Source organism: Zunongwangia sp. L-65 (assembly GCF_056859415.1).
The window spans coordinates 1-15,684 of record NZ_JBSXOK010000034.1 but is presented as its reverse complement, the minus strand read 5'-3'; the positions used below and the strand labels follow the sequence as shown (position 1 = coordinate 15,684).

Here is a 15,684-nt window from a genome sequence, read left to right as displayed (position 1 = left end):
AGATTGTTGATGAAAGTCTGAACTTGGGTCTGAATCGAACGATGAACTTTATGTTCTGAGCGATATTAGTGTACCCGAGTTCAGCTCTCTTTTCTTTGTTAATACTGCTATAAAAATAACAATACAAGTCTAAAGGAGTGAATTTCAATGATCATTGAAATTCGTATCGAGACCTCGTTTCTTTTTACTTCTCGATACTATTTTATTTTCGCTATCGCTACAATAAAATCACTCGAAGTGACAGTAGCGTTCAAAGTTGAAAAGTTTAAGGTTTAAAGTTGTTTTTTTCTTTTTTCATTATTGAGGAGATCTCCTTGCCTAGTCTGCCTGTGAAGCATGGTTAAGGATGGCAAAAATTAGATTGAGTAGATAAAAATTTCGATATCATTTCGACTGAAGCACAGCGGAATGGAGAAATCTTAATTTTCAGTTCCTATTGAAAATCGATTTCTCGACTCGTGCCTCGCTAGAAATGACAAATACCGGTTTTACTACTTTCTCTTCTTTTATTGAAATATAATCATTACTCTACCTAAATCTAGCTATCACACCAATTAGGATGACGTGATTTTCTTTGTTCTTATCTCCTGTCTCTTGTTTCCAAATTCAAGGTTTAAAGTTGTTTTTTCTAGCGCATTTAAAATTTATATTCATTGCCACATCTTCAAATCATCACATTTTCAAATTGCCATATCATCTTTGACTTCGATACAATTGCTTCTGCGTCACAATCACTCAGCCGCCGCGAATCATCACATCATCACATTTTCAAATTATAACATTTTCAAATTGCCATATCATCTTTGACTTCGATACAATTGCTCCTGCGTCACAATCACTCAGCCGCCGCGAATCATCACATCATCACATTTTCAAATCGTCGCATTTACTGTTCTTATTTTACAACGCATAAATTAGTGCTCCATAAGCAGGAATATTCACTTTACCTGTCCATTCTTTTTGGTCTGATTCTTCATGTACTTTTTGGATGTCTTCTACCGGTAATTCAGAGAAATCTTTATCGTAACCTTTCCATGTACTGTTAAATTTTATTTTCCAGTTTTTATCTGCTTCAATACCAATTCCGTAGTCTTCAAAATCATTATTTCCGAAGTTAAGAATTATCAGGGCAGGCTGTGCCCCGTCCATTGCACGTTTATAAGCCAAAATTTTATTTTTCTGGTTAAAATGGATGATTTCAGTATGTTGTCCTTTAAGGCCTTCCGCGCCTGGGGTTTCTCCGGTTCTCAGTTTAATAAGATCGGCACTAAGTTGATCGATTCCTTCAAGTCGGTTTAATTTGTCCCAGTTGAGTTCTTCCGTATCTTTAAAATAGCCGTCTTCTAAAAATTCCTGTCCCTGAAAAATCATGGGAATTCCTGGGGAAGTCATCACCAGTACTAAACCTAAGATGGATCGTTTTTTAGCAAAACTACTTTCGGCATCGCCGGGTTGAATTTCTTCCGGAACCCTGGCTTTTCCGTTGGCAACTTCGTCATGGGATTCGGTGTAGATTACCCGATTAAATACATCGTCGTTATACTTGTAAACTATGGCATCAACAATTTTTTGCAGGTCGCGTTCATCATCGTTTAATGCCGTTAATACTTCTCTTACCGGATGTACAAATTTCATATCCCACTGTGTTCCATATCCAATCCCCCCATTTTCTGTAGGGGCTGTGATGATATTGTCAGCTTTAAGATCTTCCGCAATGGTTATGGTATTGGGATATTTATGTCGAATTTCAGCATTTATGTCTCGCATCATGATGATGCCCTCAAGAATTTCGGTATCAAAACCTAATCCGCCACCTTCATATCTAATGTAGGATGTGGCATCCATACGAAGACCATCGCAATGATATTTTTCGATCCACATTAAAGCATTATCCCTAAAATACTGCCGAACTTCAGGGCGGCCATAATCTGGTCGTGTATCACCCCAGGGCGTATCGCTGCGGTGATCATTATAAAAATAAATCCCTCCTTTATCATTCTCCTGCCAACCGTCAAATTGCCATAGATCGACATCAGATGGCCCTAAATGATTGTACACAACATCCATAATGACTCCAATTCCTTTTTGATGTGCTGTCTTTATTAATTGAAAAAGACCTTCAGGTCCGCCATAATCCTGTTCTATAGCAAAAGGATGTGCTGGATTATAACCCCAGGAAATTCCACCGGCAAATTCGGCTACCGGCAGTAATTCGATACAATTAATACCGAGAGATTTCAGGTAATCCAGTTTTTCGATAACATCCTGAAAAGTACCTACAGCATCTGGATTTTTACGGTTAAAAGTACCCACATGAAGTTCGTAAATCACCAGCGAATTCCACGGAGGTAATTGAAAATTATCTTCTTCCCAATCAAAATTAAGATCCCGAATTATTGAATTTCCGTCGCTATTGGTGACTTCAAAAGCGTAGGGATCGTTTTTGTACACTGAAATATCACCGTTTTCGATATGATATTTATATTGATCGCCTTTTTTTGCTTTGGTGGTCGTGGCTGCCCAATAGCCGTTTTCTTCTGGCTCTAGAGGCAAATCGTTTGGGTTCCAGTCATTAAAATCGCCTGTAACACTTACTTTATCGGCATTGGGAGCCCAAACCCTAAATGTAGTTTTATCATCTTCTGGTATAGCACCCATCCCATCAGAGGGAGCTATAGGATAACTTAGCTTATTTTCTTCCATCATCTTCAGTTTTTATTTGCGCCGCCAAAGGGTTTAATACCCCGAGGCTCGTCTTGTAATTATAATTTTGTTTCTATCGAATGCCTCGTGGGCTTGCCCCGAGGTAGTTTAGTCTAATTTACTGCTGAAAATGATTGTATATTTTTAATTGTGAGTTATTTAACCCGGTCTAAAATTTTTAAGAGTTTTTGATATTTTCTAGTTTTGGCATGACCAGAGTTTAAGTTTATTTTTCTAACTTTCAGGTTTTTAAAATTTATTAAATCTTTAATGAATTTTTTATTAGAAGAACCAAATTTAAATAGATTATGATTTTTGAACAAAGCTGGCGGTGGTATGGTCCTAATGATCCGGTAAAACTGGCTACTATAAAACAAGCAGGAGCACATGGTGTTGTCACTGCTTTACATCAAATTCCCGTTGGTGAAATCTGGACGAAAGAAGCTATTAAAGAGCGTATTTCTCAGATCGAAGAAAGCAATCGATTGCACTCTTTTAAATTGCATTGGAATGTGGTAGAAAGTTTGCCGGTGCACGAATTTATAAAACAAGGAAGACCGGAAAGAGATCAACTGATCGAGAACTACAAAGAAAGCATTAAAAATTTAGCGGCTTGCGGTGTTAAAACTATCTGCTATAATTTTATGCCTATTCTGGACTGGTTAAGAACTAACGTTCGATACGAACTGGAGGATGGGAGTACCGCCTTGCTTCATGATATGGTTGATGTAGTGATTTTTGATGTATATATGTTACAACGAGAAAATGCTGAACAATCATATTCGGATGATATTTTGATGCGCGCTAAAGCGAAATATAAAAGTCTTTCAGATCATGAAATCGCTGTTTTAAAGCAAAGTTTATTAATGGCATTGCCCGGAGATAAAGATGGTTTTACCATTGAAAAATTAAAAAATGGGCTGAAACAATATGATGGTATTTCAAGAGAACAATTACAGGAAAACCTTATTTATTTTCTAACGGAAGTAATTCCTGTCGCTGAAGAATTAAATGTTGTACTGGCGATTCACCCTGATGATCCACCATGGCCTGTTTTTGGGCTTCCCAGAATTGTAAGTACAGCTGAAGATTTAAAATTTATTTTTGAAGCAGTTCCTTCAGTTCATAACGGACTTACATTTTGTAGTGGTAGCTTAGGCGCTTCCGAAGAAAATAAATTAACCGGTATTATTGAAACCTGGTATAAGCGTATTCATTTTGTGCATTTGCGTTCTGTAAACCGAGTAGCGCCTTATCACTTTTATGAAGCCAATCATTTAGAAGGAAGTGCTGAAATGTATAATTTGATCAGAAAATTCTATGAGTGCCATCAAAAAGATCATAGGGTTTTACCAATGCGTCCAGACCATGGTCATGAAATGATGGATGACCAAGGGAAACCTTATTATCCGGGATATTCGGCTATAGGTCGTTTACGCGGCTTGGCGGAATTACGCGGATTAGAATTTGGAATTATAAATTCATTGAAATAAAAATATGTTTGAATTAAATGGAAAAGTAGCAATTGTAACCGGCGGAAACGGAGTTTTAGGTGGGGCAATTGCACACGGACTATCAAAAAATGGGGCTAAAGTAGCAGTTTTGGGTAGAACCGAAGAAACAGTAGAACACCGAGTTAAAGAAATAAAAGATAAAGGAGGAGAAGCTTTAGCAGTTGTAGCCGATGTATTGAATAAAGAAAGTTTAATGGCAGCTAAAGATAAAATCCTGGATAAATGGGGAAGTATTGATATTTTGGTAAATGGAGCCGGTGGAAATAAAAAGGGAGCGGTAATTACCCCAGATCAGGAGTTTTTTGATCTTTCTTTGGAAGCGCTAGATGGAGTTAATCAGCTTAATTTTAATGGTACCGTTTTACCAACACTGGTTTTTGCTAAAGAAATGGTGAAACAGAAAAAAGGCAGCGTGATCAATATATCCTCGATGGCTGCCCAAAAAACCATTACCAGAGTGATGGGCTATTCTGCTTCAAAAGCTGCTATAGATAATTTTACAAAATGGCTTGCCGTAGAACTCAATCATAAATATGGAGAAGGTCTTCGTGTAAATGCCATTGCACCTGGATTTTTTGTAGGAGAACAAAATCGTGACTTGCTATTAAATCAGGATGGGTCTTTAACCAGTAGAGGTCAAAAAATTGTTGATAATACGCCTATGGCCAGATTTGGCGAACCCGAAGAATTACAGGGAGCCGCGGTTTGGTTAGCAAGTGATGCGTCTGCTTTTGTAACCGGTATAGTTATTCCTGTTGATGGAGGTTTTAGTGCCTTTGGAGGGATTTAACTCTCGATTAGAAGAGTTATCAAAGAAAAGTTATAGCTAATACACTTATGTAATGTATATATAAGTGTATTAGTAAATCTAAAATTCAGAAGTCGCTTTAGAGTTTTCTTATTTAGGATTTGATAATAAGGTTATAAAATTGAATAATAACTACGAAAATTGATTTAAGATAAAGCTAAATGTAAATGAGGAGAGGCCTATCTCATCAACTGTGTATATAGAAAGAGGCCAATCTTTTACCATTAGCCTCTTTACTTAAGTATTCACCGCAAAAATTTCTTTTAGCTGTTTAACCATTCCACCATTACCGTTTAGGGTGATTTCCCCAATTTTGTCGGCAATTTTTTCAACATACTCCATTTCCTTTAGTTTGTACAACATTTCGTTGTCAGCCATCAATTTAGCCGTATTCAACAAACTTCGGGTAGAAGCAGTTTCTTCCCTTCTGGTAATCACACTTGCCTGTGCTCTTTTTTCAGCAATCAATACCTGGTTCATAATATCTTTCATTTCACCAGTTAAAATCACATCCTTAATACCACAAGACAAGAGTTGAACACCTAGATCCTCGGTTACTTCAAGTACCTCTGTAAAAACAGATTCAGCAATCGTCACTTTGTTAGAAAGCAATTCATCTAAGGTGTATTGTCCCACAAATGCTCTAAGGCTTAACTGCAAGGCCACATACAATTGCTTGCTGTAATCTTTGTTGTCTAAAATTGCCTTTTCGCTATTCACTACTTTGTAGTTTGCAAAAAAGTTAATTCTAATTGCTGCCTTATCTTTGGTTAACAATTCCTGACCGCTAACTTCCAGTTGCAAATGCCTTAAATCTACACGAGCAATTTTTACACTGGTGTCGTTTTTCCAAAATCGGTAGATACCGGCATTGAGCTTTTGTGTGTAAACATCATCGATCATCAACAAAGCTTCTTCGTGGGCTGATACTTCAAAAACCCTTACAAATCTTGCCAATTCGTACCTGGAAAGTAAGTTGCTATCAATTTCTTTGGGGATTTCTAGCTGACTCATATCTGCTTTTATAAAGTTGTAATCCAACAATTTATTCCAGAACAAATGTCTACCCGAAGTTAATACTTCCCTGAAATTTCCGTTTTCAAAAACCAAAACCAACTCCTGATCTTTCACTTCTACTACATGTAACATTTCAATCAATTCATTGCAATCCTTCACCATTTCAAAAGCAACAGGCAATTCAAGTCTTTTGGTAAGATCGTATCTAATCAACATTTCATTAAAAAATAGCCAATGAGTTCCTTTTTCAAGCACCTTGATCAATTCGCCATTTTTAAAAACCAATCCAATCGTTCCGTTGGTAATTCTAACTCGTTTCATTTTCTTTTTATTTAAAATTCAACATTCAATTTTGGCAATTCTAGAACCTGCCTACTTTTAAAAGTATATTTTGGGCGTATCCCTAGCGGGTCGGGCTTTTCGCTGTATCTTTTTAAATTTCAAAAATTTAAAAAGGATACCGCTACAATCCCTTACGCAATTTTCAATCATCAAAAAACCTAAAAGCGAATGATCTTTACCTTGCGGAACCTTCAATAATTAATAACGGCCACCAATTGGTTTTATAAATTTTGAACCTAAGAATTTAGCCTTTTCAGCCTTCATTGTTACGCTCAAGCATCACAAAAGCAATAGCTTTGGTTACTAAGTGATTGTGGGTTCTGGCAAGGCTCAGATTGCTCCTTCTAATCATAGAATTTGCCCATTCACTTTTTCGGTTTTTTAGTTTTCAGTTTTAAAGCATAACGGCTTAGGAGACCTGTTTTACGAGTGGTCAACTACTTGTGACTAGATTAAAGTCTAGCTTCCTACTCTGCCAATTGAGTTACAAAAGCCTTTAGCTTTTGACGGGACTCGAACCCGCAACAAAGAAATCTGTTGTTCTAACCGAGCTGAACTATAATGTTTAAAACATTAGTGGGAGTCGAACCCACGACCTACAGAGCTGTGCAATAATTATGGTATACTGCGAACCTTCAAACCAAGTTGAACATAAAATCATTATACTTTTCAGCAATGTATTATGCAATAGTGCTATACAGAAACACCCAACAAGACTTGAATTTGAAATTTTTATGTACCTGTGTTTGATGTAACCGAGTCCCGGAGGCTGAGTGAAATCTTTGTAAAAAGATTTTGTATCGAAGCCTCCATTTTGGTAACATTTCGATACAAATTTTCCTTGAAAATTCACTCAATGACCCAAAATGGTGGTAATCAAATTTTAAATCAAACACAGGTTAGGAGGAACAGACAGGAATCGAACCTGTATCTTCAGATTTTCAGTCTGTCGCATAGACCTGCTTTGCTACTTTTCCAAATTCGGGTAATGCATTTTTACATTGCCCGGCGCCCGTCAAACCGCCTATTTCTTTTTCTTCTTTTTGTTTTTCTTGTTCTTATTTTTCGATTTTTTCTTTTTAGGCATTTTATCTTTAATCCTATCTTTTTCAGCTTTTAAAAACGAGATGTAGCCATTGTTAAAAGCATATTTTTTAGACATTTTAAAGCTTTTAAGCGCTTTTTTATAGGTAAACAAAGCCTCGTAAATTTGTCCTTGAATGGTGTAAATCACCCCCTTGTCGGTCCCTTTTACTTTTAACGCAAAATCGATAAGTTTTAAAGCTTCCTCGTAATCCTCGTTAGCAAGCAAAGCATATAAATAATCAGGATAAATGCTCGCCATTTCCATATTATTGGCCAAAGCTTCTGCATACAAGGATTTAGCTATTTCATAATCGCCTAACTGTTCCGAGTGTATTTTGGCTAATAAGCATAAGGCTTTAGCGTTGGTAGGTTCATAAGAAAGCGCATAATTTAAGGCTTCTATGGTTTCTTCCAACTCATAAGGATAAGCGTCGAGTGCTTTAAATAAATAGATGTTATGTAAATTCGTGTCCATCACGGTTTAAATTTTGTTCTTTAATTGTTAGTTTAAGAACCGCGACAGATCAATAAGAGTGAAGAAAATTCAGTCTGAAAATAAATCTGAAGCGGTTAGGTCTTGGCTTCAGATTTTTTCATTTATAACAAATTATAAGTATAAAAATCTTGAAGCGCTTTTTCACAAGTCCAATCACCTGGCTCTAAATATATATGTGATGTAAATTGCATACTTCTTGTTTTTAATTGTTTTGCTTGATTGCGGTGCAAATATGTAAACTATTTTTTAATCCCACAACTTAAATTTGAATTTATTTTACTGAAAATCAGTTAGTTGGATATGTTTTTAAGCATAGGGATTCCTGTCCGCTAATAGCAGATTTTCTTTCAATGGTCTAAAAAATTCAGAATGAATAATTTAGTAGTTCGTTTGTTCAAATATTTGTGTGTTAAAGTTGTTCAATAAATTTTCAAATTAATTCATAAAAAAAGCGTCTAAAAATAATTTCTAGACGCTTTTGCTTATTTAAAAATATAATTTCTTCTATTATTTTCCTTTAAAACAACACATAGCGTCCCTGTCTGAACCAAAACCAGGTTCAATTTTCCCGTCTATTCGTAAGCATAGACTTAGCGGATGATATGTGTTTTGTGTTTTCATTTCTCGGCAAATATATACTTTTCTGTTAAAATATTTTTGGTGTATTTGGTTATTTTAATTGAAAAACCTGGTTCTCGATACAATTTTGCTTCGTTGTACTATGCAAAATCAACTGACAGGAAGTTGAACTACAATGAATAGACTTAAAATTCGAAAATGAAGAAAAACAACTTTTCAACCTTGAACTTTACACGTAAAGTTGGCTGAGTGATCACGACATAGGGGTAATAGTATCAAAGCCAGAGTGTGAACAGAAATTAGAATTAAGAAGTGGTTTTAAGGTAGAAAATAGACAAGAGAGTCTTGATTCTGAAAGTAAGAACCAAGAAACAAGACGAGAACCAATACGATCGCGTCATCCTGAACCTGCCCGTCCGGCAGGCGGGCTCGTTTCAGGATCTCATCCTGCTGAGAACGTGATGAGATTCCGGGTCAAGCCCGGAATGACGAAAGAAGTTTAAAGTAAAAACAAAGAAAACAACTTTGAACCTTAAACTTTTCAACCTTGAACGCTACCCGTAATGGCGGCTGAGTGATGGCGACGAAGAAGCCATTGTATCGAAGCCAGAGTGGTGCTGAGGAAAATAGTAGTTAGAAAAGAGAGCATCTTGATTCTTGAGACAGGAAAAAAGAAGCAAGAACCAAGACAAAAACACCTCACCATTAAAAATTACAGACTATCAATTTCCTAAATTCATTTGAATAATCTTAAAATTCCTTAATTAATCAAATTAATAGCTTTTTTACAGCTTATTATTTATAAATAATTCATTTTTAACACAAAAAAACTGCTAAAAATTGAAATCGTAAAAAAACATTTATATATTTGTGTAATCGATTGCATAAGGTTAAATTAGTAACTCCAAAATTCAGGTGAGTGCAGGATGCAATCCCGTAAGATTAGTAAGAAATTGCTAGTCCTATAAGGAAACTAACTCGGGGCAAGCCCACGAGTCATTCGATAGAGACAAAATTATAATTTCGAGGTGAGCGTCGGGGTATTAAACCCTTTGGCGGTGCCAATAAATAAAAGACAAATCAATAAAATACAAAGCTATGACTAAATCAGAATTTAGATATGCGCATCATCCCGAAGATGTGAAAAGATATACAACAGAAGAACTTCGAGAGCATTTCCTAATTCCGGAATTGTTTGTAAAAAACCAGATTAGCTTAACCTACACAATGTACGATCGTTACATTGCCGGTGGCGCTTTTCCGGTAGATCAAGCTTTAAAATTAGAACCTATCGACGAACTAAAAGCCGAAAACTTTTTAGACCGTCGTGAATTAGGAGTCATTAATGTAGGCGGAAAAGGAAAAGTAACCGTAGATGGCGAAGTTTACGAAATTGGTCACCGGGAAGCCATTTATATTGGTCGCGGCACCAAAGAAGTGATTTTTGAAGCCACCAACGAGCAGCCTTATTTTTATATCAATTCTGCTCCCGCGCATAAATCTTACCCAACCAAAAAAGTAACCAAAGCAGAAGCTGAGGTCGTAGAATTAGGCGACACCAAAACCTCTAACAAACGCGTTATCAATAAATTATTGGTAAATAGCGTAATCGATACCTGCCAGTTACAAATGGGAATGACCGAGTTGCAGGAAGGTTGCGTTTGGAACACAATGCCACCACACACGCACGAACGTAGAATGGAAGTCTATTTTTATTTCGATTTAGACGAAGGCCAAACCATCAGTCATTTTATGGGGCAGCCACAAGAAACACGTCATATTTTTATGAAAAACCATCAAGCCGTGATTTCGCCCGAATGGTCCATTCACGCTGGTGCCGGAACCTCTAACTATACCTTTATTTGGGGAATGGCAGGAGAGAATTTAGACTATGGTGATATGGATGGTGTAACTCCAGACGAATTAAAATAAGAGCAAAATGAGTTTATTTAGTTTAGAAGGAAAAACAGCTTTAGTCACCGGGTGTAAACGCGGAATCGGTTTTGCGATGGCCGAGGCTTTAGCCGAAGCAGGCGCCAATATTTTAGGTGTTTCAGCTTCCTTAGAATTAGAAGGTTCTAAAATCGAGAAGCGCGTAAAAGAAATAGGGAAGGAGTTTAAAGCCTACCAATGTGATTTTTCAGACCGTAAAGCATTGTATGCCTTTATCGAAAAAGTAAAAGCCGAAAATCCACAAATCGATATATTAGTCAATAATGCCGGAACCATTTTAAGAGCCCCGGCAGCCGAACATTCAGATGAATATTGGGATAAAGTCATTGAAGTGAACCAAAACGCCCAATTCATTTTAACCCGTGAAATTGGAAAAGAAATGTTGAAACGCGGACACGGAAAAGTAATTTTTACCGCTTCCTTACTCACCTTTCAGGGCGGAATCACCGTTCCCGGTTACGCCGCTTCCAAAGGCGCTATTGGTCAATTAACAATGGCATTTTCAAACGAGTGGGCTTCCAAAGGCGTTCAGGTCAATTCCATCGCGCCCGGTTATATCGCTACCGATAATACCCAGGCCCTACGCGATAACGAAGAACGCAGCGAAGCCATTTTAGCAAGAATCCCTGCCGGTCGTTGGGGAAAACCAGAAGACTTTAAAGGCCCTATCACCTTTCTCGCTTCCAAAGCCAGCGATTATATGACCGGAAGCATCCTTACCGTCGATGGCGGTTGGATGGGACGTTAAACAGAAACAAACCAAATGAGTAAAAACACCTTTATTACCGATACTTTTTTGTTGGAAAACAAGTATGCTGAAGAATTATACCATCAGTATGCCAAAAACCAACCCATTATCGATTACCATAACCACCTGCCACCGGCACAAATCGCCGCTAATACCCAATTCGAAAACATCTCGAAAGTATGGCTTAATGGCGACCATTACAAATGGCGGGCAATGCGAGCGCTGGGCGTCAACGAAAAATACATTACCGGTAATGCCAGCGACAAAGAAAAATTTGAAGCCTGGGGAAAAACCGTTCCCCATACGCTGCGGAATCCGTTGTATCACTGGACGCATTTAGAATTAAAACGCTATTTTGGGATCGATGAATTGCTGAATGAAAACAACGCTTCAGCCATTTATGAAAACATCAATGCCCAATTGCAGGAAAAAGAAAATTCCTGTAGAGGACTGTTAAAGCAGATGAATGTGGAAACCCTTTGTACTACTGAAGATCCTACAGACGATTTAAAACATCACCAAAGCATCAAGCAACAAAATATTGGCATTAAAGTAAGTACCGCTTTTCGTCCCGATAAATCCATCTTGATTGATGCAGAGGGCTACACCGATTATCTAAAAGAATTAGGAAAAGTTGCTGAGGTTGATATTCAGAGTTTTCAAGATTTAAAAGATGCGTTACAGAAGCGTATCGAGTATTTTGATGAAAACGGCTGTAAATTATGTGATCACGGCTTAAGTTCTTTGAGTTATATAGAATTTACCGAAGCTGAGATCAATGCGATTTTTAAAAACAAGCTTTCCGGAAAAGAGGTTTCAGCCACAGATGCTGAAAAATTTAAAACTGCGATTTTACTGTTTTTAAGTGAAACCTACCATCAATTTGGCTGGGTACAACAATTCCATTTAGGCGCGCTTCGGAATAACAACAAACGGATGTTAGCACAACTGGGCCCCGATACCGGTTGGGATTCGATAGGCGATTATAGTCAGGCTGAAAAATTGTCCCGATTTTTGAATACCTTAGATGGAAAAGATAAACTGACCAAAACTATTTTATATAACCTGAATCCTGCCGATAATGAAGTATTTGCCACCATGATTGGTAACTTTAACGATGGCAGCGTAAAAGGTAAAGTACAATGGGGCTCGGGTTGGTGGTTTTTGGACCAGAAGGACGGAATGGAAAAGCAAATGAATGCGCTTTCCAATATGGGTTTAATTAGCTGTTTTATTGGTATGTTAACCGATTCCAGAAGCTTTCTTTCGTTCCCGAGGCACGAATATTTTAGAAGGGTGTTGTGTAACCTCTTCGGAAAAGAAATGGCTTCGGGTGAATTACCAAAGGATATGGATTTGGTAGGAAGTACCATTGCCAATATTTGCTATGGAAATGCCAAAGATTATTTCAGCTTTTAAATGAAAAACTCAAAACAACATAAAAAAATTGTTTCCTTCGGGGAAGTCCTAATGCGTTTATCACCTGCAGAAAACAGGAAGCTTCCGCAGGCAAAAACAATGGATTTTTACTTTGGGGGCACCGAGATGAACGTTGCGGCTTCCTTAGCCTATTTTGGCGAGAAAACCCAACAAGTAACCAATGTCTCTAAGGATTTGGTAGGCGATGCTGCTATTGCAGCGATGCGTCAGTTTGGGATCGATGTTTCCGCCGTCAATAAAGTAGATCATCCATTGGGAATTTACTTTTTAGAGGTCGGTTCAGGATTACGCGCTAGTAAAATTGCCTATAATCGTTTACACGGAAGTTTTGCCAATATCACTCCAGAAAGTGTCAATTGGGAAGAAGTGCTAGAAGGTGCCGGTTTTTTACATTGGACTGGAATCTCACCGGCTATTTCAGAAGGCGCTTACCAAACCTTAAAAGAAGGTTTGCAGGTTGCTCGGGAAAAAGGAATTGCCGTAACCGCAGATCCTGCTTACCGAAGTAATCTTTGGAAATATGGAAAAGACGGTCACGAAATTTTAAAAGAACTGGTAGGGATGTCAACCATTTTTGTGGGTGGCGTTAATGAAATTAATGAGATTCTAAAAACCGATTTCGATTTTTCTAAAGAAGGTTTTATCGAGGCAAGCAAAGCTTTACTCGAAGCTTGTCCTTCTATCGAAAAAGTGTTTGATAAAGTTCGCGATGGCGTAAGTGCTTCTTGGCAAAAAATCTACGGTCGTGCGTGGACGGGTAGCGAATATATTGAAACCCAACAATTAGAAATCACCAATGTAGTTGACCGGATTGGGACTGGTGACGCCTATGCCGCCGGACTTATTTATGGCTTAATTCATTTTGATGATCAACAAGCCCTGAATTTTGCCAATGCCGCTTGTGCCTTAAAACACACCATTTTAGGCGATGCCAATCTGGTAAGCCCAGAAGAAGTGTTGGAAGTCATTGAAGGAAGCACCGGTGGGAGGATAAAGCGATAGCGAAACTGAAGCTAGAATTTAGAAGTAAGAAGTTAGAAATAGAGAGAAGGGAAGATAAAATATAGAGAATAGACGCTAGATTCTGTAAACAAGAGGCAGGAAACAAGAATCAAGGTGATTTGAAAATGTGTCAATTTGAAAATGAAGAAAACACAACTTTAAACCTTAAACTTTTCAACTTTGAACGCTACTGTCACTTCGAGTGATTTTTTTGTAGCGATAGCGGAAATAAAATAGTATCGAGAAGTAATGGGGAACGAGGTCTCGATACAAATTTCAATTATCATCGAAATTCACTCGACCTGACGGTAGATGAGGAAAATAGAGAATAGAAAATAGACGTTAGATTTTAGAGTCTTGATTCCGGAAGCAAGAAATAAGAAACAGGGATCAAGATGATTTGAAAATGTGTCAATTAGAAAATGAAGAAAACACAACTTTAAACCTTAAACTTTTCAACTTTGAACGCTCCTTTAGCGGCGGCTAAGAAGCCAAAGCGGTGCTGAAGAATTATAAATAACAAAAAGCTTAAAACAAACAGCTAAGCTATAAATAAGAAACAATGGCCTTTCCATTTAACACCGAATATCCATCTATAGAATCGCTTCGGGAGCGTGCCCAAAAGCGTATGCCGCGTTTTGCTTTTGAGTATTTAGACGGAGGCTGTAACGAAAATATCAACATAAAAAGAAATACTGATGAAATCAGGGAAATTCAGTTAAAACCCCGATACCTGAAAAATTACAGTAATTCAAAATTAGAAACCGAGTTATTCGGTATCAAATACGACGCGCCTTTTGGAATTTCCCCTATCGGCTTACAAGGCTTAATGTGGCCCAATGCGCCCGAAATTTTAGCAAAGGCCTCTTTAAAGCATAACATTCCGTTTATTTTAAGTACCGTCACTACTACTAGCATCGAGCGTGCCAGCGAGCTCACAGAAGGCCGTGCCTGGTTTCAGCTCTATCATCCTACCGAAGACTGGTTGCGTGACGATATTTTAAAACGCGCTGAAGCCGCTGAAGTACCGGTCTTGGTGATTTTATGTGATGTGCCCACATTTGGCTACCGTCCAAAAGAAATTAGAAACGGCCTGGCAATGCCACCACAAATGAATTTTAGGAATGTATTGCAGGTGATGGGAAAACCAGCTTGGGCATTACAAACTCTAAAGCACGGTGCGCCCAACTTTGCCACGATGAAAAAATATATGGATAAGGGAATGAGCATTAAACAGCTCGGCGCCTGGATGAATGCCACTTTTTCTGGTCGGTTAAATGAAGAAAAAATTAAACCCTTACGTGATTTATGGAAAGGTAAACTGGTCTTAAAAGGTGTAGTTTCCGATGAAGATGCAGAGGAAGCCATCCGTTTAGGTTTTGACGGAATTATCGTTTCCAATCACGGCGGTCGTCAATTGGACGCTGGGGAATCGACCATTAAACCACTTTCAAATATCGCTGAAAAATATAAAGACCGCATTACGGTAATGATGGACAGTGGGATCCGTTCGGGTCCGGATATCGCGCGGGTAATGAGCAGTGGAGCCGATTTTAGCTTTCTTGGTCGTTCCTTTATGTACGGCGTGGGTGCTTTAGGCGATCAAGGCGGTGACCATACCATAGCAATGTTAAAAATGCAATTGCAACAAGTCTTAGAACAGGTTTGCTGTGAGAAAGTAACCGATTTACCGAAGTATTTGGTAAAAGAGAAGTGAGATAGAAGAGAGACAAGAGATTCTTGACTCTGGAAGTAAGAAATAAGAAACAGGAATCAAGATGATTTGAAAATGTGCCAATTTGAAAATGAAGAAAACACAACTTTAAACCTTAAACTTTTCAACTTTGAACGCTACTGTCACTTCGATTTCTATGACAATTCCAAGCGGTTTTTATAATTTGTTTGGTTTTTAATTAGTGCCATAGCAATGTGTAACAATTTGTTCCTGACCGCATTTAGAACACTCATTTTATTTTTGCCCTCTTCGACTTTTCTT

At 37.9% G+C, this 15,684-nt stretch carries 10 protein-coding genes and 2 tRNA genes; 7 read left to right on the top strand and 5 right to left on the bottom strand.

Features of this window, described 5'->3' with window-relative positions:
- Positions 1 to 900: 900 nt before the first annotated feature.
- The gene (locus tag AC13DP_RS02570) at positions 901 to 2,706 is read right to left on the bottom strand and encodes an alpha-amylase family glycosyl hydrolase (protein ID WP_483067259.1); all 1,806 of its coding nucleotides are present in this window, start codon (positions 2,704 to 2,706) and stop codon (positions 901 to 903) included.
- Between the two features lie 305 nt (positions 2,707 to 3,011).
- On the opposite strand from AC13DP_RS02570, the gene uxuA reads away from it, so the two are divergent.
- Together uxuA and AC13DP_RS02560 are read left to right on the top strand one after the other, a co-directional pair.
- A complete protein-coding gene (uxuA, locus tag AC13DP_RS02565; RefSeq protein ID WP_483067258.1) occupies positions 3,012 to 4,196 on the top strand; it encodes a mannonate dehydratase in 1,185 nt (394 codons plus the stop codon).
- A gap of 4 nt (positions 4,197 to 4,200) precedes the next feature.
- Entirely contained in the window at positions 4,201 to 5,007 is an 807-nt protein-coding gene (locus AC13DP_RS02560; RefSeq protein WP_272958566.1) for an SDR family oxidoreductase, read from the top strand.
- A 255-nt stretch (positions 5,008 to 5,262) separates the two neighbouring features.
- Here AC13DP_RS02560 and AC13DP_RS02555 read toward each other — a convergent pair whose 3' ends face one another.
- From AC13DP_RS02555 to AC13DP_RS02540, 4 genes are all read right to left on the bottom strand, one after another.
- On the bottom strand, positions 5,263 to 6,363 hold the full coding sequence (locus AC13DP_RS02555) for a slipin family protein (RefSeq protein WP_347406108.1): 1,101 nt from the start codon (positions 6,361 to 6,363) through the stop codon (positions 5,263 to 5,265).
- Between the two features lie 522 nt (positions 6,364 to 6,885).
- A tRNA-OTHER gene (locus tag AC13DP_RS02550) sits at positions 6,886 to 6,946 on the bottom strand.
- 342 nt (positions 6,947 to 7,288) lie between these two features.
- Positions 7,289 to 7,361: transfer RNA gene (locus tag AC13DP_RS02545), tRNA-Phe, on the bottom strand.
- Positions 7,362 to 7,408: 47 nt separating this feature from the next.
- Positions 7,409 to 7,945: a hypothetical protein gene (locus tag AC13DP_RS02540; protein WP_347406109.1), complete on the bottom strand. Its 537-nt coding sequence runs from the start codon at positions 7,943 to 7,945 to the stop codon at positions 7,409 to 7,411.
- Between the two features lie 1,698 nt (positions 7,946 to 9,643).
- Here AC13DP_RS02540 and kduI point away from each other — a divergent pair.
- The 5 genes from kduI to AC13DP_RS02515 all read left to right on the top strand — a co-directional run bounded on the left by kduI (position 9,644) and on the right by AC13DP_RS02515 (position 15,405).
- Positions 9,644 to 10,477: a 5-dehydro-4-deoxy-D-glucuronate isomerase gene (gene kduI, locus AC13DP_RS02535; protein ID WP_249600493.1), complete on the top strand. Its 834-nt coding sequence runs from the start codon at positions 9,644 to 9,646 to the stop codon at positions 10,475 to 10,477.
- 7 nt (positions 10,478 to 10,484) lie between these two features.
- On the top strand, positions 10,485 to 11,246 hold the full coding sequence (locus tag AC13DP_RS02530) for an SDR family oxidoreductase (RefSeq protein ID WP_013072378.1): 762 nt from the start codon (positions 10,485 to 10,487) through the stop codon (positions 11,244 to 11,246).
- A gap of 15 nt (positions 11,247 to 11,261) precedes the next feature.
- The gene (gene uxaC, locus AC13DP_RS02525) at positions 11,262 to 12,665 is read left to right on the top strand and encodes a glucuronate isomerase (protein WP_347406110.1); all 1,404 of its coding nucleotides are present in this window, start codon (positions 11,262 to 11,264) and stop codon (positions 12,663 to 12,665) included.
- Positions 12,666 to 13,688, top strand: coding sequence for a sugar kinase (locus AC13DP_RS02520; RefSeq protein WP_347406111.1), 1,023 nt, complete (start codon positions 12,666 to 12,668; stop codon positions 13,686 to 13,688). It abuts the gene before it with no gap.
- A gap of 562 nt (positions 13,689 to 14,250) precedes the next feature.
- Positions 14,251 to 15,405, top strand: a complete 1,155-nt coding sequence (locus AC13DP_RS02515) for an alpha-hydroxy acid oxidase (protein WP_347406112.1) — start codon at positions 14,251 to 14,253, stop codon at positions 15,403 to 15,405.
- Positions 15,406 to 15,684: the final 279 nt, after the last annotated feature.

Bases quoted from the DNA above. Each gene is read 5' to 3' on its own strand.
- AC13DP_RS02570 (WP_483067259.1), bottom strand. From the start codon at position 2,706: ATGATGGAAGAAAATAAGCTAAGTTATCCTATAGCTCCCTCTGATGGG.
- uxuA (WP_483067258.1), top strand. From the start codon at position 3,012: ATGATTTTTGAACAAAGCTGGCGGTGGTATGGTCCTAATGATCCGGTA.
- AC13DP_RS02560 (WP_272958566.1), top strand. From the start codon at position 4,201: ATGTTTGAATTAAATGGAAAAGTAGCAATTGTAACCGGCGGAAACGGA.
- AC13DP_RS02555 (WP_347406108.1), bottom strand. From the start codon at position 6,363: ATGAAACGAGTTAGAATTACCAACGGAACGATTGGATTGGTTTTTAAA.
- AC13DP_RS02540 (WP_347406109.1), bottom strand. From the start codon at position 7,945: ATGGACACGAATTTACATAACATCTATTTATTTAAAGCACTCGACGCT.
- kduI (WP_249600493.1), top strand. From the start codon at position 9,644: ATGACTAAATCAGAATTTAGATATGCGCATCATCCCGAAGATGTGAAA.
- AC13DP_RS02530 (WP_013072378.1), top strand. From the start codon at position 10,485: ATGAGTTTATTTAGTTTAGAAGGAAAAACAGCTTTAGTCACCGGGTGT.
- uxaC (WP_347406110.1), top strand. From the start codon at position 11,262: ATGAGTAAAAACACCTTTATTACCGATACTTTTTTGTTGGAAAACAAG.
- AC13DP_RS02520 (WP_347406111.1), top strand. From the start codon at position 12,666: ATGAAAAACTCAAAACAACATAAAAAAATTGTTTCCTTCGGGGAAGTC.
- AC13DP_RS02515 (WP_347406112.1), top strand. From the start codon at position 14,251: ATGGCCTTTCCATTTAACACCGAATATCCATCTATAGAATCGCTTCGG.